This is a genomic window from Phascolarctobacterium faecium DSM 14760 (genome assembly GCF_003269275.1).
Classification (GTDB): Bacteria; Bacillota; Negativicutes; order Acidaminococcales; family Acidaminococcaceae; genus Phascolarctobacterium; species Phascolarctobacterium faecium.
Window position 1 is genome coordinate 63,037 of sequence record NZ_QLTS01000009.1, and the last position, 17,719, is coordinate 80,755.

Sequence of the window (17,719 nt, forward strand, 5' to 3'; positions counted from 1 at the left end):
TATGGATATCAAAGATATGCTGCGTGACAGCGATAAATTAACACGAAAACAACATACTATCTCCCAGCTTTATACATTGCGCAGCCAATATGAGCCAACGTGGAGGATGCTTAGCCGGTATATAAATCCGACAAGGGGCAGGTTTGAAGAAGATATCCAAAGCACAGAAGGGCATAGACGTGATGAATACCTTATAGACCCACATCCCCAAAAAGCAGTTGGTAAATGTGCGGCTGGTATCCACAGTGGGTTGACATCGCCGTCAAGGCCTTGGTTTGAGCTTGGTCTGCAAGATGAAGAAAAAGCTAATTACCACGCTGTAAGGATGTGGTTAGATGATTGCCAGGAGATTATGAGCAGCATTTATTCTAAGAGTAATGCTTATAATATGCTGCAGCAGATTGAGGCTGAAATGGCTCAATTTGGTACAGGGGCTTCTCTGATGCTGGAAGACTACAATTATGGCATATGGATGCGGCCGTACACCTGCGGTGAATATGCTGGTGGTGTAGATGCAAGGGGAAGAGTTTATACGTTCGCTAGACGCTTCAGGTTAAGCGCAGACCAAATCGTTAAAGAATATGGTATTGATAACGTATCGGAAAGCGTGAAATCTGCTTATAAGAACGGAAATATCACAACATACTTTGATATTGAAATGCTTATAGAGCGTAATGATGATTATGATCCTAACAAATTGGCTTTAGGCAATTTCCCCTGGCGCTCGTATCACTATGAAAAAGGTGCTAATGACAAATTCCTGAAGATATCAGGGTTTAGGGAATGCCCGTTCCTTATGCCACGCTGGACCTTGATTGCAAATGGTGTATATGGCTCTGGACCTGGACATAATGCTTTGGGCGATTGTATGCAGCTACAGAAGATTGAGAAGAATAAACTTAGGGCTATTGATAATGCTGCAGATCCAGCGATGGCATTTCCTGCTTCAATGAAGAAGCTTGACAGAATGCCAGGAGGACTAAATTTTTATCCTGATGGAACTGTACAGCAGGCTTATCCACTTGTAGACCCAAGAGCAAAGGCCTATGAAGGCATAGGAGCATTGTCTGAGGAGAAACGGCGGTCGATAGCTGAAACGTTCTATAATGATTTGTTTATGATGATTACATCTCAGGACGGACCTCAAATGACTGCGCGTGAGATTGCAGAGCGGCATGAAGAAAAGCTCCTGATGTTGTCCCCGGTACTTGAGCAAATGCACAATGAGGTTTTAGAACCTATGACGCTTCGCACTTTTGATATTTGCTTGAGACATGGGTTGTTTCCGCCTATGCCGGAGGAAATTGACAAAAGCGAATTAAAAGTATCCTTCATTTCTATCTTGGCCCAGGCTCAGAAAATGGTTGAAATACCTGCTATTGAGCGTACAGTTGGATTTGTTGGTAATCTTGCTGCTGCTCAGCCTGAAGTGCTTGATATCATCAATCTTGATGAAGCTGTACGAGGTTTCGCAGAATCTACTGGCGTCAAAGAAAAGATAGTGCGTGATGAAAACGAAGTAGCTGAACTTCGCAAACAACGTGCTCAGGCACAGCAGGAACAAATGCAAGCTGAACAGATGGCTGCTGCTGCGCCTGCTGTTAGGGATTATGCTGATGCGGCCAGGTTGATGAGTGAAACCCCTGCTAATGGTGGCAATGCATTAGATCAATTGCTGGGAGGCGGGATTTAATGAAAAACAAAAAAATGAATATGCTTGCACAACAAGCGCTGGACGACTTGGACGTTATTATGCGGACCGAGAACGGACGGCGTTTTATTTATGCCATTTTGGAAAGCACAGAGGTCGAAACAGCGGTTTTTTCAGCTGAGCCATACTTCAATGCTTTCTTATCAGGTAAACGTGCTGTAGGCGTTGATTTGTTAAAGAATATCCGGATGCTGAACGATGGGCATTCTTTAGAGATGCTGATGCGTAATGAAGCAGAGAGCGCTAGACACCCTCCTGATTTAGAAGATGATGACCTTTTTAAAGTAGATAACGACATAGCGGAGGTAAGACATGAATAAGTTTACACAAATGTTTTTTGAAGCAGATGGTGCTGGTGGAGGCGGTGAACCTGCTCCTTCCGGTGACCCGTTTGTAACAGAACCTGCTCCGGTAGTTGAGCCGAGTGGAGAGCCAACGCCTGCAGGTGACGGTGACCCTGCAACTACACCTAAAAATGTATTTGATGATCTTGTGCAAGAGCCTGCTGTTCCTGATAAATATGAATTCAACCTACAGGAAGGGCTGGAACTTTCGCCTGAACTGGAAGCTGATTTTACAGCGATTGCTAAAGACGCAAAGCTTACTCAGGAGCAGGCTACTAAGCTGATTGATTTGCATAGCAAAGTAGTTTTAGACGTTATGCATAAGCAGGAGGAAATTGTAGACGGTTGGACTGCTGAATGTCAAAAGCAGGGGCTTATTTCTCGTGAGAACATTGCTGCTGCTAAATTAGCTGTTAATACTTTTGGCGGTGGTGAGGCTATGCAGGTACTTGTAAATACAGGTGTAGCCAATCATCCGGCAATACAAAAAATGCTGCAAAACATTGGAGGCTTGCTTATGGAAGACCAACCGCCTGATGGGCAAGCACCTAAATCTAAGGAACTGGACGACGCCGAGTTGTTTTTCCCCGGCGGCGGGTTCAAATAAAAATATTAAGGAGTGGTAAATAATGCCAGATTTGACAGGTTTCGCAACCCTTCAAGACTTTGCGTCTCGTCAAGGGTTCGACAAAAAGTATCAAAGAATTATTGAACTGCAAACCAAAACAAATAAGATTTTAAAAATTATGCCGTTCAAAATGTGTAACTCTAAGGACTATGAGGAAGCTACATTGCGTTATTCTCTGCCGGAAGTAGCGTGGAGAATGATTAACCGCGGGACTAAGCCGAGCAAGTCTAAAACTAAGCAAGTATCTTTTACTTGCGGTGAGATGGAAGCGCTGGCTGAAATCGACGAAAAGCTTGCACGAAAGAATAATATGCAGGCTTCTTGGATGATGAGTGAGAATGCTGCTTTTCTTGAAGCAATGAACCAAGAAATGGCGACTACGCTTTTCTATGGCGATGAGAAGATCAACCCTGCAGGATTCACTGGTTTAGGCGCTTATTTTTACAGTAAGACCAATCAGGAAGATATTTGGGCAGACCAAATCATTGATTGCGGCGGCACAGGTGATAATCTGACTTCTGTATGGTTTGTAGGCTTTGGAGAGCAGCAGGTATACGGCTTGTTCCCAGAAGGCGATACAGCAGGTTTTACGCATGAATATTTGGGTAAACAAAAAGTAACAAATGATAAAGGCGAGGTATTCTTTGCTCATACCAATAAATATAATTGGTCCATGGGCCTTGCGGTTAAAGATCCTCGTTATGTTGTGCGTTTGGCCAATGTTGATTTAAAAGATCCTGCTACTACTACAATCTTCGACAAATTGATCGAGGGTTATTATCAGATTGAAAATCCTGATAATGTCAATTTGCAGATCTTCTGTAATAAACAGTTTGAGGCTTTTATGGCCAAGGCTGCACGTAATGACAAAAATACTATGCTGTCTATTGATACAGTTGAAGGAAAACCTGTTGTTAATTTCTGGGGCGTTCCGTTCCAGCGTTGCGCAGCTATTCTGAATACTGAATCTCAGCTTGTTTAAAAAGGAGGAATATAAAATGGCACGTATTGATGCTCAATTATTGCTGTCTGAGAATCAGGCCGTTACCGGCGCAAGCGCAAACAGCAATGTTATTGATTTAGGAAGTACAGGCGGGTTTATGCATCCGCTGTACTTTGACGTAAAACTGACCACACCAATGACTTCCGGCAAGATTACTAAGGTTAAAGTACAATCTTCTGCAACTGAGGGATTTGATAGTCCTGCTGATGAGGTTGAGGTAAGTGTACCTGATTCTCTGATTCAAACAAGGGCTTGTACTGTGGCACAATTCTTTTCTCCAATCAAATATGGTAATCGTTATATTAGATTGGTTTACACCGCTAGTGAGGCCGTGGGCGGCAAGGTCTTTGCTTATATGACTGACGGCATCCAGGTAACTTTATAATGGCTACTTACAAAGTAAAGCGTAATTGTTTTACTTTGGGTCGTATGTATAGGCGTGATGATATTGTAACGCTTGCAGATAATATTAAGGTTCCTGAACATTTTGTGAAACTTAATAGACCAGCAGCAGTATCTTCCGGTAATGACGATCCGCGTTATCTCCAATATGAAGCAATGAACTTTAATGATTTAAAAGAATTGGCCAAAGAACAGGGAATAAAAACAAGTCAGAAATCCAGGGAAGCTATTATTAATGAATTAGTGGCACTGGCGCAAGATTAAATCAGCCGGGGGCATATGTCCCCGGCTTTCTTTATAACAGAGGTGAAATTATGGATAAGGTTGAGATTTGTAATATTGCACTTAATCATATAGGCGTAGCTACAATAGAACGACTTGACGAAGCCAGCGAGCCGGCACGAGTATGCCGTCGCTGCTATGACTATGTTAGACAGGCCGTGTTAAGGAAATTCCCCTGGACATTTGCTACAAGAAGTGTACAGTTAGCTGCGCTTCAAGATGTGCCTCCTAACTGGAAGTATGCATATCGTTATCCTGCTGATGCAGTATGCCTGAGAATGATGTATAACAAGCATTTTTGTGGCTTGCCGAGGGATAACCAATATAAAATCGTTTCGGATAAACAGGGGAAAGCTATTTATACTAATATCGGCAATGCCTGGATTGAATATACTGTAGATGTTACTGATGCAGATTTATATGATGCTCAATTTGTAGAAGCATTTGGATGGAAGCTCGCTGCAGAAATTGCTTATGCGTTGACTGGCAAACTGGATTTAACGCAGATGTGTATCCAGGCTTATAACGCTTATTTTGCAGAAGCCAGCTCTACTGACGCTGATGAAGAACATTTGCTGGATCCGCACATTGACAGATTAGCGGCAGCAAGATTTACGGGGGCATAATTATGGCACTCTATCAATTAAAATCAAGTTTTGCCGGCGGTGAATTGTCGCCGTCTATGTATGGACGTACTGATATTGCTAAATATGACAGCGGAGCTGCTGTTTTAAGAAATTTTTTCGTTCTGCGTTATGGTGGCGCTGCTAATAGACCAGGCTTTAAGTTCATCGCGCAGACTTATAATAATAAAAAGGCTGTGCTAATACCATTTATGTACAGCACAGATCAAAATTATATTGTTGAAATTACTGCTGGCAGATGCCAGTTTTATACAAATGGTGGTATTGTTGTTAAAGAAGATGGCACACCATATAGCATAGAAAACTTTTTTTCTGATAAAGATTTAGAAGATGCCGCAAAAATAAAATATACACAGAGCGCTGATGTTCTTTTCATTGTTCATCCTGAACATGCGCCAATGACACTTGCAAGATATGGCAGTTTAGACTGGCGGTTTGAGACAATGGATATTACAGGTGGACCGTTTGATTTATCTAATTATAGTGGGTCAAGTGTAATAACTAAAACTTTAAAGTGGTCAGCACCAGGGAAATATACACTTAATATTTCTGATAAAACAACTACAATGAGATTAATTGTTGCTGGTGGTGGCGGCGGTGGGGGTGGTTTTTCTCGTTCTACAGGCGGGACTAATGCAGGCGGAGGAACAGGCGGTAGAGGTGCTTTGATTATAAAAGATGTTTCGGTGGTTCCAAATACATCGCACGAAGTTATAGTGGGTGCAGGTGGTAAGGGTGGAACAGGAACTGTTAGTTATGAAGGAACATGGTCGTCTCCTGGAACTGATGGTGAATCATCATCTGTATTGGGGATTGAAGCTAGAGGTGGTGGGGGCGGCAGCGGCGCACTTGGCGGAAGAACTGGCAGTGATGATTCGCATGATGTCGTATATGGAACTGATGGTATTTCTTACGGAGACGGTGGAGCAGGTGGTGTTACAGGCAGTAAAGGAACAGGGGAAACTTTAAATGGTAAAAATGGTTCGCCGGGGTGGGTTATAGTTGAGTATGGTTTTCCTATTGGTGATAATACTACAGTAAAAGCTTCTGATGTTTATGGAGATATAACTGTAACTTCTACCTCTAGTATTTTTTCAGAAAGTGATAAAGGACAACTTTTTGCCCTAACTCATTTTTTAAAAACAGACTACAAAAAGGGTATTCCAAGTAATAATGGAGAAAATTTACAGGTTAGTGTATTGCCAAAATCTAATGTCTATGTAGAGAGTTTCGGATTTTGGAATGGTAATTTTAGTTTGGAAAAATATGATCCTGTTTCTTTAAAATGGGTGAACATAAGAACACAAAGCGGGAACAGAAGCCAGAATTATAGCTTGACTGAGAAGAACACGTCTGAAAGTATTGCTAACTACAGAGTTACTTCTACTGAATTTAATACAGACGTTTGGAGCGGTGAAAATGAGAAGCAGAGAGGCTATATAACCATTCAAAGCATCGGGGGAGATTATACGGGGCATGTATTGATTACTGAATATGTTAGCCCTACAGTAGTGAAAGGGACTGTAAAAAAACAGTTGGCTTCTACAGATGAAACCCGTGATTTTGCTTTTGCTGCTTGGAATGGTGAAAAAGGGTATCCTTCTGCAACAGGGTTTTATGAAGACAGGTTAGTCTTTGCGGGAAGTAAAGGATTTCCGCAGACATTCTGGACAAGCAAAACAGGAGACTATTATAACTTTGGAACAAGCATACCATCTGCCGATGATGATGGAATTACGGCTACTTTAAACGGTGGACAAATGAATGGCATTAAGGCAATTATAGCTTTTGGTGAAATGTTGCTGTTAACAGCCGGCGGAGAATTTAAAGTAAGCGGCGGAGGCAAAGCCATTACAGGAAGCAATGTTTTAAGTCAACCGCAGGAATATAGGGGTGTGTCAGATGTTAATCCTGTCACTATCGGCAGCAGGATTATTTATGTGCAGCACCAGGGCAATATCATACGTGACCTTGCTTACAGCTATGATGTTGATAAATATACCGGTGATGATTTAAATTTATTGGCTTCACACTTGTTTGAAGGGCATAAAATAATATCTATGACCTATCAACAGATACCTAACAGTATTGTTTGGTGTGTGCGTGATGATGGTTTGCTGTTAGGGCTTACCTACATAAAGGAACAGGATATCTACGCATGGCACCAGCATACCACGGCAGGCGGGAAGTTTGTTAGTGTATGTAATATTGGAGGAGCAACAGAAGATAAGTTATATGCAGTAATTGAGCGCGGCGGGCAGTATTATGTGGAAATAATGGAAAGCCGTGATAAAAGTACTAATGTAGAGGATCAGTTTTTCGTAGACAGTGGTATAACCTATGAAGGAGAGCCGACCGATGAAATATCAGGGCTTGAACATTTAGAAGGGTATACTGTGGCTATATTGGCTGATGGAAATGTACTTCCTCAGCAAACTGTAGAAAACGGTAAGGTTCTTCTTGGAAATAAGTATAAGAAGGTACATGTAGGACTGCCTATAGATGCGGAAATAAAAACACTGCCTATAGATTTTACAGCTCAAGATGGCACATATTTAAGTCGGAAGAAACGAATTGCTACAGTTACATTATTACTTAAAGATAGCCGTGGTGGATTGTTTGGAATGAAGGAGAATGAGTTAGATGAATTTAAATGGCGCAGTAATGAAGACTATGGGGAACCGATTAGTTTACAAACAGGTAAGTTTAAAGTAACGATCAAGTCTGCTACTTATGATGAAACTCAGCAGATAATAATTAAACAGCCTGATCCGCTGCCAATGACTGTATTATCTTTGATTCCGGAAATAGAAGGGTAAGGTGTATTATGGCAAAGTATGAATTTGTAAAGCCAACAAGGGCAGATGCGGAGTATATAGCGACTAATCTTAAACCAGATAATTACAGTGAACTATTTTGTGCTATTGGCCCTAATGCTCTTGATGATATTTTAGATGGATTGAAGCACAGTGATGAAATCGGCTGCCTGCATATCAACGGCGTACCCGCTGCTGTATATGGAGTGAGAAAAGCTTCGATAATGAGCGACGAGGGGCGCGTATGGCTGCTTATGACGAAGGAAACGGAGAACCATAAGGTATTTGTCGGAAGGCAGACTAAAAAGGCTGTAAGAGGGCTTTTAAAGAGATACGACAGGTTATATAACTGGGTCAACGTTGGAAATTATAATATAATGCGTTGGCTTAAATGGCTTGGCGCAGAAATACATGAACCAGCGCCACATGGAGTTTATAATCTGCCGCATCACTTTTTTGAGTTTAGAAAGGATGATGAATAATGGGCGTAGCGGCAACAATAGGCGCCACTCTTTTGGGTGGCTTTATTTCGGGAAGAGCGCAGCAGCAGCAATATAACGCTGCCGCTCAACAGGCAGAGGTAAATGCTCAGATAGCGAATCAGAACGCAGATAAACTGCAGGCGCAGGCTGAAGAACAGTCTAAGTCAAATACTATCAACGAAGAAAACAAACGCCGTCGTATGAACGCTATGTTAAGCCAGCAGAGGGCTAATATAGGTGCTTCCGGTATAACAGCTTCAGGCAGTGCGGCAAACGCTTTAGCTGACAGTGCGTATAATATGGAAACAGAGCTTGCTATCGAACGCTATAATTCAAGGCAAGGCGTTGAGAATATTTTTCAGCAGTCTACTGACCTTGTTAATCAACGTGATATCTATAATCAAAATGCACGCAATTACCGTAAAGCCGGTAAGCGTGCACTTATGAATAATATGCTTATGAGTGGGTTATCCCTTGCAGGTAGTTTATACAGTCCTAAGAGCGCAGGAAAGCAAGGTGCTTCCTCCGGTTCTTCAACTCCTAGTGTAACAACAGGTGCTACATATCAATTCAACAGTAGTGGAACTGGCTATAGACAAGGCAATTACAGTTATTTCCCGATGAAGCCGAAAACTTACTTCTAAAGTGAGTTGATGAAGAGAGCATAGTTAAGTAATACGGACTGTACTTGCATTAGTACGAAATGTATTATATAATAAACAAAAAGAGATAGCTTGATATTGGCGTGTCAGCTCTCTCCTGAATAAGTTAAAACTTGAAGAAAAGGCCGACTACACCGTTAGTGGGTCTTTTGTCTTATATAAGTAAAATTATTTACTTTTAGACAAAATGATAGCAACGAGTGTACCAAAGGTTACCATCAAAGATAATGCTTCGTATACAGTCATGCTATCACCTCCCTTGACAGGGAGAGAATCCGACTATCAAACTATCTCGGACAACATTATAACACACCTTTAAGCGCTTAACAATTTGTTAAAGCGCTTTTTCTATACCCAAAAGGAGGCTGGAATATGGCAATCGACATTTTTCAAGTAGGTGCGCAGTTAGGAGCACCGGCAAGTAAAGTATCTAATGTCCGCTATGATAACAGTGGGCAGCAGGCTGTTGTAAGAGAATCATCTCAGACCGGTAGAATTATTCAGGCCGGTGTTGAGCATGTGAGAGAGCAGATCATAAGAACCGACGTTCTGCAGGCTAATAATGAGTATGTAAAACGTACTAACGATCTAAGAATGCAGTTGATGCAGAAAAAAGAAAAAGGTGCTCTTGACATTGTCGGTGAGTATGAAGCTGGTGAAAGAAAGATCCGCAGCGAACTTATGGCTCAAAGTCCTCAAAGCGTAAAGTACGGCAAAGGTGCTATGTTATTTGATTACAGCACCCAGCAAACTGATAATGCTAATCGCAGAGTTTTGGGGCAATACAGAGCGCAGCAGTTTGAAGCTTGGCAGAATACTACTTTTGCTAATTCTATAAATAGTTCTGTTCAAAAGGCTGTTTTATCTCCTAATGACCCTGCAGTTATAGCCGATGTACAAAAAGAAATTGATTACGCCATAAATTCCAGATATGGAACATATGGAAGAGAAAGGCTTGATTTAGAGTATAGAAAATGGACTGGAGTATTAGGTCAGGCGTTGATAGACAGAAGTTATGCTAATGGCGATATAAATACGGCCGAAGCTTATGTTGAAAAATATGGTCCTTATATGGATCCGGGCGTAACAAGTGCCTATGCTAAAAATGTTTATGCTCGCAAACAAGAAGAACGGCTGTTTAACATGGGACAGAACCTTTATGCTACTTTTGGCGAGGATGAAGGCGCTGCACGTGATTATATCTTTGGCGATAATTTTAAAACAGAGGTTGATGGTAAGGCGATTGTAAAAGCAGCTAGTGCAGATATAGGTAATAATTATGGTGAGAATACTTGCACTATTAGTATCAATAAATGGTTGAGATCTGCTGGAGCTAAAGAAGGAAATACGTGGGCGCCAACCAATATGGAAGATGCAAAGGACAATGGAGTATTTTTTACCCAACGGAATCAGCTTCGAAATGGTGATATTGTTTATTGGGATTGGGAAGATAATGACGACAGCGATCATGTAGGGGTTTATGATGCTTCTACAGGAAAAGTAATTCAAAGCGGTACGCATGGAGTTGCTGCTTTGGATTTAGATCATTATAAAGTTTTAGGTTTTGCTCATCCGATAAGCGATGCGCCTACGTTGGAAGATAGGCAGAAGGCCTGGAACAATTATGTGCAACAGAAAAATATTAATGATGCCATTAAAACTAATCAGCAAAATATGATCATAAAAAATATAGAACAAAGATTATGGGACAATTTTAAAACAGGTATTATTGATTCGCAGGATATGAGAAATATGGTTTTTAGTGCTTCTGGTGGAGATGCGGATGTAGAACGGACGCTATTAAAATTCGGTGATGATTTAATAGGCATTCAGACAAAAGCTGCCGCTGCGGTATCTAATAGTGGCATTTATAAATCAATCAAGGATGCAATTACGAATAGCACTGTAACACCAGCCGAAGCAGTATCATTAATCAACCAAAACGCAACAGTCTTGGGTGAAGCAGATAGAAGCAGGTTATTGGCTTTTGCTAGAAATCAAGATCCAAGAAATAAGGATGTTGATAAACGTTTAGCTATTATAATTGATGAAACTATTGATGATAAAGTGGAACGCGGAGATTTGCAGGCTTTTCTGGATAATGCATTGCAAGATATTACTGACCCTGATGCAAGATTTGCGACAGGGAACGAAGTTCTAAAAGAGGCGTTTAAAAATCGTGCTATTTATAAAAGCTTCAATAGTAAGCAACTTGAATGGGGCTCTTTAAAGAGTAGCCTTTCACCTAATCTTTCCCCTTATATAGATATTTATCAAAAACGTAACGGCAATAATATTGATTTGGGAAGTGCAAAAACATTTTTTGGAGCTATAAACCCTAATGATTTATATCAAGTATCGGCATTGAAAAAAGTTACAGAAGAAAATAGGCCTATGGATATCCAGGAGCTCAATAAGCAGATTGCTGCTATAGCTTTGAGCAATGGTGTAGATGCAGCTCCGCATTTACTGGAGATGCCACAGCAGAATGAAACCGCAGTACAGCAAAATGAAAGTGCTCCGTGGTTCAGTGATTGGGGAGCCAGTGAGCGCACTGGTTTGGCGGCAATGAATTTCAGTGATGCTATTGAATCTATCAAACAACGTCACTTAGCGGCATTAAGAGGAGAAATTAACGAGGAGTGGTAATATGGCAAGGTCTGTATTGTACGATGTAGCAGCGGCAGGAAAGTTTATACCAGACGATTTAAAGAATAAGGCATTACAAGGTGCTAATGCAAATAATATATCGCTTCAAATGGCAGCTCGTAATCCTGATTATTATTTACCTAAAAACTTTGATTATGACTGGAATAAATATGAGAAGATCGCACCGAGAACAGCAGAGGCGTTAAAAGACCCTGTGCTTATGAGCATTGCCGGTACTAAAGCTGCAGAATTTTGGGGCGAGCAAGAAAATAACTGGAAAAGTATTACAGCGCTAAAAAATGGTTTTAAGAATGTTGCTCGCAGCGGTTATGGTGCAGTTGCACTGCTTGCTGATTTGGGTGCAGATAAAAAAGATGTTGACTTGACAACGGAATCCAAGGTTTTTAGCGCAGATACAATAGGACGGCTTTTGTATGCTGTTGGTGGAGATAAGCTAAAAACTATTGGTACAGAAGCCAAACGTATTGGTGGCAGTGAAATATTTAAGCCAGAAGAAGTAAAGGCTGAAACTGCGGCAGGCCAGTTTTATTATGACTTACTGCAGAATGCACCACAATTAGCGGCCCAGGTCGGCGTTGCAATAAGTACTGGCGGCTGGAGTGCTGCTGCCTTTATGGGCAGTCAGATTGCAGGCGGACAATATTTAGACCTTACTGAAGCTGGGGTATCTAATGACAGGGCCAGAGCTGCGGCGTCGTTAAACGCTGTTGCACAGTCTGCTCTTGAAAAAGTTGGCTTGGGCAAAGTCATGGGAGCAGGAGCAAGAGCCGCTAAAATCGCAACTATGGGCGGTAAGACCAAAGAAGTTTTTAAAACTGCATTGACAGAAGGCATTACTGAATGGATTCAGGAATACCCGGATGCTGCTGCTGAAATATGGGCTAAAAATGCGAATCTTTCCACTCAAGAGCAAATACTTAAATTTTATCAGGAGTTTGGAGAAATCACTAAAAGAGGCGCTTATTCCGGTGCTATTGGTGCGGTGTTTGGTGGGCTTGGAGGTTCGGTAAGCATTGCCGTAGACCGTAATGCAAATAGAGTTATGCAGGAGCAGGCTGTACGTACTGCGGAAACGATGAAAAACAGTAAGGACGTAGATATTACCGCCAGCAAACTAGTACTGAACCAAACGACAGAAGAAAAGGCTTATGTAGATGCTGAAACCCTTTTTACATATGCGCAGGCAAATCCTAACCTGGATGTAAAAGATACCTTTGGTATAGAGGTTTCTGAACTGCAGGCGGCTGCTGTTCGTGGTGAGGATATTGAAATGCCAATGGGTACGTATTGTGCGGCAGAGGCTCAAAATCCTGGCTTTTTCCAGGCTGTAAGCAATAACGTAGCTTTTGAACAGGGTGGTTATACAGAAGAACGCGCCAGAAATAAAAAAGCTCTCCAAAGCGCTTATAAAAAAGCGTTGGAGAACGACGAGGAATTTAGAACTGCAGTTGATATTTTTAGAAATGAATTGACCGAAGCGGGACTAAATCAAAAGGAAACAGGTGACGTCCTGGCTATTTTAACCAGCCGTGCTATGATTGCTAATCCTGATGACCCTATGCAGTATTTCAGAGATAACCCTTTAAGCTTCAAACGAGTTGTCAGCACTACTAATGGCCGGTATATGCAAACTAAAAGTGCTAACGAAAAATTGCTTGAGGATGAAAATAACTTTTCTGGTATCGTAGATGAATATAAAGCCGGTACGTTGAACGAAACGAAACCATATAAGGTAATGACTACGCCGCTTGCGATAAACCTTGCAGGCGGTAAAATTTTGCCTGTAACTATTGACGGTGGCAGGATCAACCATATTTTTGAAAAACACTTTGATGGTATGACACCGGACCTTTTGAAACAATTACCACGGGCATTTGCTGATCCTATAATGGTATTAGATTCTTATTCAGGGCGGAAGGTGGTAGTGCTGGATTTGAAAGATGCACAAGGCTCTACTATCATTGTTCCACTTAATCTTGATGTAAGCCGTGACCGTTATAAAGTAAATGCCATTAACAGCGCTTATGGTAAAGGCGGTGCTAATGGCACAAATTATAATTGGTTTATTGAGCATAATATCAAAAAAGGCAGAGTTGCATATGTAAACAAAGAAAAAACCGCCAAGTGGTTACAGTCTGATAGCAGCGATTCCGCTATCAAAGGCACCGACCTTGACGGCTTTCTTAATAATAGTATACCAGATGAAAATGCACTCCGCAAGAGACGAGAAGAAATGCAGGGATACTACCAGTCCGAAGGGAAAACTAAAGGCGCTATCACCTGGGACGAAGAAGGCAAAGCAATTATCAGCCTGTTTGAAGGTGCTGATATGAGTACTGTTATTCATGAAGCTGTCGGACATTACTTTATTGAGAATCTCATGCGTGAAGGGGCTCTCCCTAATGCTACAGAGCAGATGAAAAAAGACCGTCAGACTATGCTTGATTATGCAGGTGTAACTAAAGACTGGGATAGCTTGTCGCAGGAAGAAAAAACAGCAGCACATGAACGCTGGGCAGAGGCCGCAGAAACTTATATGCTTGAAGGCAAGGCGCCCTCAAAAGAGCTGCAGCCGGTATTTAACAGGTTCAAAAAATGGCTGCTTGCTGTTTATAACGCCGTTTTTTCGGATAAGCGCAGTAAAAATGCTGTTCCAATCAACGATGAAGTAAGACAGGTTTTTGACAGGATGCTGGCAAGTGAAGAGCAAATATCAGAAATGGAGCGTATTGACGGTTATTTTTCTGCTTTGCCAGATGTTGTGTTAGATGCACTTTCAGAACCACGTAAGCAAATGCTGCGTAATTTTGCTGCTAAAGCTCACAATAAGGCAGTACAGTTATTAACAAAAGAAAGCCTTGTTAATTTCAATCAGGAGCGTAAAGACCGGATTCAAAAATATCGTGAAGATGTAGAGCCGCAGGTCAAAGAAGCGATTGCAAAACAGCCGTTATATATGGCTTCGGAGCAGATACTTGATATTGCATCTGATTTAAAAACAGCGAAGGGCGTAGCTAACAGATATTTAGAAGGCAATTTTGATGAAAGTAAAATGGCAACTTTTGATATGATCGCTGAAGCTAATGGTTTTACTTCCGGTGACGAGCTGGCTAAAACGATTATGTCAGAACCATCTTTTAATGGTGCGGTTAACAGACATATTGATGAAATGGTGCAAGACGCCTTCCCTGATATTTACAAAGAGAGAGGGCTTGCTGAAGAAGCTGCACGTGATGCTATGTATAATGACGAGAGCGGTCTTTTGATAAATACAGAAGCACAGCTTATTGAGGATAAAGCACAAGGCTTGTTAAAGGGTCAGCGTGATGCTGAAACTCTTAGAAAACTTGCTGTTGCACGCAGGCAAACGGCTAAAATACAGGCACAGATGGACCTGCAGAACAGAGTGAAATTAAAGGAGGCTTTGAATACCCAAAAGTATATTACTGCCGAAAGAAATGCTGCGGCTAAAGCTGCTGTGGCATTGGAAAATGATGATTATTCTGCTGCGGTCCGATATAAAAACGTCCAGGCGTTTAATCATGCTTGTGTAGTTGAAAGCGTAAGACTGCGTAATCAGTATGCTAAGTGGCAGAATTATTTCAGGAAGCAGGCTAAAGCTAAAAGGGAAACGTGGGGTAATGAAAGAAACTTTATTCAAGCAGCAGCAATTATGGAAAGGTTCGGTTATAAGCGTAAAGATTATTCTGATTTTGAAAAGACAGAAACTTTATCAGACTATCTGAATGATATGGATGATCTTTATGACAATGTTGCAGTTGCCGATTGGATAATGGATGAGGATGTTAGCATTACAAATCCTCGTGAACGTATGACGGCAAGCCAGCTTGAAGATGTAGTAAATGCGCTTAAAAATATCAAAGCGATCGCTAAACAGGAAATGAGTATCAATGCTTTACAGAAAGGTGCTACCTATGCTGAATTTAAAGCTGAAGCACAGGAAACACTTAATAAGCTGAAAACTATCTGGAAACCGCAGGTTGGCGTTGCACAGCAGCCTACAGTAATGGAGAAGCTAAAAGCATCTTTGCGCAGTACGGACAATCTTTTTGAAATGATGGACGACTGGCAGTATGGATTTTTCAGCAAACATTTTGGCGCAGCTATTAGAGAAGCGGCCGATAATGAAACAAGAAAAATTTTAGAATATGAGGAAAAAACAGCGCAGGCTTACAGGGAATGGCTGCCGGATAAAGCTGCAGAAAAGGCGGCCGATTATCAGGAAAAATATGACGAGCTAGGTACTTCTGTAGATAAGCATGTTTTATTAAAAATGCTTATGAATTTAGGCAACGAGAGCAGTGCCAGAGTATTGTGCAGCACTAGACCGGTAGGTTTTGAAAGTTCTGCTTTGTGGGTAGATGGCGATATAGTACAGACTAAAATCAATTTGCTTGACTTCTTAGGGCGTAATCTTACTGAAGCGGATATAAAATATGCACAGGCTAAGATAGATATTGCAGAGATGTACTGGTCTGAAATGGAAGCTCTTGAAACTCGTTGGACAGGTTTTAGTCCTAAGAAAGTAGAAGCGTCGCCTGTAGAGCTGACGTTATCAGACGGCAAGACTGTTGTTATGCGTGGCGGTTATTTCCCGCTGATGCGTGACGGTGATACTGGTTCTAAACACGCTGGGCAAGAAGTTATTTCTGATACTGACCCCAGACAAGGCCGCAATATTAGAACAATGAGCACCAGACGAGGCCATTTAAAAGAACGTGTTAAGGCTAAATATCCTGTTAATCTAAAACGTGGAGCAGAGTTTAATGTTGCTATGGATGCGATACATGATCTGTGCTTCCGTGAGGTTATGGGCGATTTCCGCAAAATTATGAACGATCAGGAAATGTATACTCTGATTAAAGAAAAATTAGGACTGGCCGATTTCTCCGCCTTTAAAGAATATCTTGAACGTGCGGCAAATCCTCAAGGTACTAACAGCGGTTCTGTTGGTGAAAGCTGGATGGGCAGTGTTGCTAACTGGCTTAGGGCTCGTACTGTAAATGCTGCTATTATGCTTAATCTTAAAACTGCCGTTCAGAACTTGGGTAATCCCTTGCTTTATGGTAATGCTGTAGATGGTTTTGGATATAGTGATGTCGTTGCCGCTGTGAGTAATTACAGTATGAATATGCAGCTTGCAGAGGGCTATAAATCGGCTAAGGAATTTGTTTACAGCAAATCCCCTTGGATGAAAGAAAGGTCTGTGCTTCCTGATATTTCCCTGCGGGATATGAAAGAAATGGAAAGCCTGAATCCTATAGAAAAGAAAGCTGTTGAATTTGGCACAAGATTGCTGGTCGCTACTGATAATCTTTCTGCTATTCCAGTATGGATGCAGGCGTATGGCAAAAAAATAAGGGCTGGTGCAGGCGAAGCAGAAGCTGTGGACTTTGCCAATACGGTTATTAGACGTACACTTGGCAGCAGCAGAGTTACGGAGGTTGCACCGCTTTTGCGTGGCGGACCTATGCTTAAACTGTTTACTACCTTCCAAGGCTTCTTCAATACACAATATAATCAGTGGGCCAGAGAGTATAATATCTTCTTAAAAGAAAAAGACATAATGCGTCTTACTTCGTTTGTGGGAGCTAAGTTTGTAATGTTTGCTTTTATAAACTTGATGTTGTCGGCCGAAGATCCATTTGAAGAAGATAAGGATGAATATCAAAAGATATCAAAAGAACTGCTTACTTACCCTATGAGTTTAGCCGGACCGGTTGGACAGGTTGGTAATGCTATCTGGAGCAGGGCTTTAGGCATGCAGACTTACGGGTATAGAATGACTGCAGTACAAGGCACGATAGAGCAAATGGAACGTGCTGCCGGTAAGGTACAAAAGGTTTACCAGGGCAAAGCAGATTATGACGAATTGGTTGAGCCTACTGCTACATTTGTTGGAACAGCATTAGGCGTGCCTGCACAGTTAAACAAATTATTCTTTAACGGATATGATATCTTGTTCAATGGTATGGAGCCAGAAGTTGGCGACATCTTTAGACGTCGGCCGAAAAAAGAACGGTAAAATAAAAAACCCCCTCAAATTTGAGGGGG

13 protein-coding genes are annotated in these 17,719 nt (G+C 41.6%); 12 read left to right on the plus strand and 1 reads right to left on the minus strand.

Features of this window, described 5'->3' with window-relative positions:
- Nucleotide 1 precedes the first annotated feature (1 nt).
- Genes C8D73_RS09460 through C8D73_RS09505 form a run of 10 tightly spaced genes read left to right on the plus strand, consistent with a single transcriptional unit; the run spans nucleotide 2 to nucleotide 8,956 of the window.
- A complete protein-coding gene (locus C8D73_RS09460; protein ID WP_170123204.1) occupies nucleotides 2–1,693 on the plus strand; it encodes a portal protein in 1,692 nt (563 codons plus the stop codon).
- Complete coding sequence (locus tag C8D73_RS09465; RefSeq protein WP_113078039.1) at nucleotides 1,693–2,031, plus strand: Bbp19 family protein; 339 nt, start codon at nucleotides 1,693–1,695, stop codon at nucleotides 2,029–2,031. The genes C8D73_RS09460 and C8D73_RS09465 overlap by 1 nt, the downstream gene beginning before the upstream one ends.
- Nucleotides 2,024–2,662 (plus strand): hypothetical protein, encoded by a 639-nt coding sequence (locus C8D73_RS09470; RefSeq protein ID WP_113078040.1) that lies wholly within the window; start codon nucleotides 2,024–2,026, stop codon nucleotides 2,660–2,662. The genes C8D73_RS09465 and C8D73_RS09470 overlap by 8 nt, the downstream gene beginning before the upstream one ends.
- 22 nt (nucleotides 2,663–2,684) lie before the next feature.
- A complete protein-coding gene (locus tag C8D73_RS09475; RefSeq protein WP_113078041.1) occupies nucleotides 2,685–3,665 on the plus strand; it encodes a major capsid protein in 981 nt (326 codons plus the stop codon).
- Nucleotides 3,666–3,681: 16 nt separating this feature from the next.
- Nucleotides 3,682–4,071, plus strand: coding sequence for a hypothetical protein (locus tag C8D73_RS09480; RefSeq protein ID WP_113078042.1), 390 nt, complete (start codon nucleotides 3,682–3,684; stop codon nucleotides 4,069–4,071).
- The gene (locus C8D73_RS09485) at nucleotides 4,071–4,352 is read left to right on the plus strand and encodes a hypothetical protein (protein WP_113078043.1); all 282 of its coding nucleotides are present in this window, start codon (nucleotides 4,071–4,073) and stop codon (nucleotides 4,350–4,352) included. The genes C8D73_RS09480 and C8D73_RS09485 overlap by 1 nt, the downstream gene beginning before the upstream one ends.
- Nucleotides 4,353–4,402: 50 nt before the next feature.
- Nucleotides 4,403–4,996 (plus strand): phage connector family protein, encoded by a 594-nt coding sequence (locus tag C8D73_RS09490; RefSeq protein WP_113078044.1) that lies wholly within the window; start codon nucleotides 4,403–4,405, stop codon nucleotides 4,994–4,996.
- A gap of 2 nt (nucleotides 4,997–4,998) precedes the next feature.
- Complete coding sequence (locus C8D73_RS09495) at nucleotides 4,999–7,833, plus strand: glycine-rich domain-containing protein (protein ID WP_113078045.1); 2,835 nt, start codon at nucleotides 4,999–5,001, stop codon at nucleotides 7,831–7,833.
- Between the two features lie 8 nt (nucleotides 7,834–7,841).
- Nucleotides 7,842–8,312, plus strand: a complete 471-nt coding sequence (locus C8D73_RS09500; RefSeq protein ID WP_113078046.1) for a phage protein Gp13 family protein — start codon at nucleotides 7,842–7,844, stop codon at nucleotides 8,310–8,312.
- Entirely contained in the window at nucleotides 8,312–8,956 is a 645-nt protein-coding gene (locus tag C8D73_RS09505) for a virion core protein, T7 gp14 family (RefSeq protein WP_113078047.1), read from the plus strand. Before C8D73_RS09500 ends, C8D73_RS09505 begins: the two co-directional genes overlap by 1 nt.
- A 186-nt stretch (nucleotides 8,957–9,142) precedes the next feature.
- Here C8D73_RS09505 and C8D73_RS11550 read toward each other — a convergent pair whose 3' ends face one another.
- Nucleotides 9,143–9,220 carry a putative holin-like toxin gene (locus C8D73_RS11550; RefSeq protein WP_421949930.1) on the minus strand — a complete coding sequence of 26 codons (78 nt, stop codon included), beginning with the start codon at nucleotides 9,218–9,220 and terminating at the stop codon, nucleotides 9,143–9,145.
- Between the two features lie 126 nt (nucleotides 9,221–9,346).
- Between C8D73_RS11550 and C8D73_RS09510 the strand changes: the two genes are divergently transcribed.
- Both C8D73_RS09510 and C8D73_RS09515 read left to right on the plus strand, forming a co-directional pair.
- Nucleotides 9,347–11,623, plus strand: coding sequence for a C40 family peptidase (locus C8D73_RS09510; protein ID WP_113078048.1), 2,277 nt, complete (start codon nucleotides 9,347–9,349; stop codon nucleotides 11,621–11,623).
- Between the two features lies 1 nt (nucleotide 11,624).
- Nucleotides 11,625–17,690, plus strand: a complete 6,066-nt coding sequence (locus C8D73_RS09515) for a MuF-C-terminal domain-containing protein (RefSeq protein ID WP_113078049.1) — start codon at nucleotides 11,625–11,627, stop codon at nucleotides 17,688–17,690.
- The last annotated feature ends 29 nt before the right edge of the window (nucleotides 17,691–17,719 follow it).

Coding starts and splice junctions, on each gene's coding strand:
- C8D73_RS09460 (WP_170123204.1), top strand. CDS start 2: ATGGATATCAAAGATATGCTGCGTGACAGCGATAAATTAACACGAAAA.
- C8D73_RS09465 (WP_113078039.1), top strand. CDS start 1,693: ATGAAAAACAAAAAAATGAATATGCTTGCACAACAAGCGCTGGACGAC.
- C8D73_RS09470 (WP_113078040.1), top strand. CDS start 2,024: ATGAATAAGTTTACACAAATGTTTTTTGAAGCAGATGGTGCTGGTGGA.
- C8D73_RS09475 (WP_113078041.1), top strand. CDS start 2,685: ATGCCAGATTTGACAGGTTTCGCAACCCTTCAAGACTTTGCGTCTCGT.
- C8D73_RS09480 (WP_113078042.1), top strand. CDS start 3,682: ATGGCACGTATTGATGCTCAATTATTGCTGTCTGAGAATCAGGCCGTT.
- C8D73_RS09485 (WP_113078043.1), top strand. CDS start 4,071: ATGGCTACTTACAAAGTAAAGCGTAATTGTTTTACTTTGGGTCGTATG.
- C8D73_RS09490 (WP_113078044.1), top strand. CDS start 4,403: ATGGATAAGGTTGAGATTTGTAATATTGCACTTAATCATATAGGCGTA.
- C8D73_RS09495 (WP_113078045.1), top strand. CDS start 4,999: ATGGCACTCTATCAATTAAAATCAAGTTTTGCCGGCGGTGAATTGTCG.
- C8D73_RS09500 (WP_113078046.1), top strand. CDS start 7,842: ATGGCAAAGTATGAATTTGTAAAGCCAACAAGGGCAGATGCGGAGTAT.
- C8D73_RS09505 (WP_113078047.1), top strand. CDS start 8,312: ATGGGCGTAGCGGCAACAATAGGCGCCACTCTTTTGGGTGGCTTTATT.
- C8D73_RS11550 (WP_421949930.1), bottom strand. CDS start 9,220: ATGACTGTATACGAAGCATTATCTTTGATGGTAACCTTTGGTACACTC.
- C8D73_RS09510 (WP_113078048.1), top strand. CDS start 9,347: ATGGCAATCGACATTTTTCAAGTAGGTGCGCAGTTAGGAGCACCGGCA.
- C8D73_RS09515 (WP_113078049.1), top strand. CDS start 11,625: ATGGCAAGGTCTGTATTGTACGATGTAGCAGCGGCAGGAAAGTTTATA.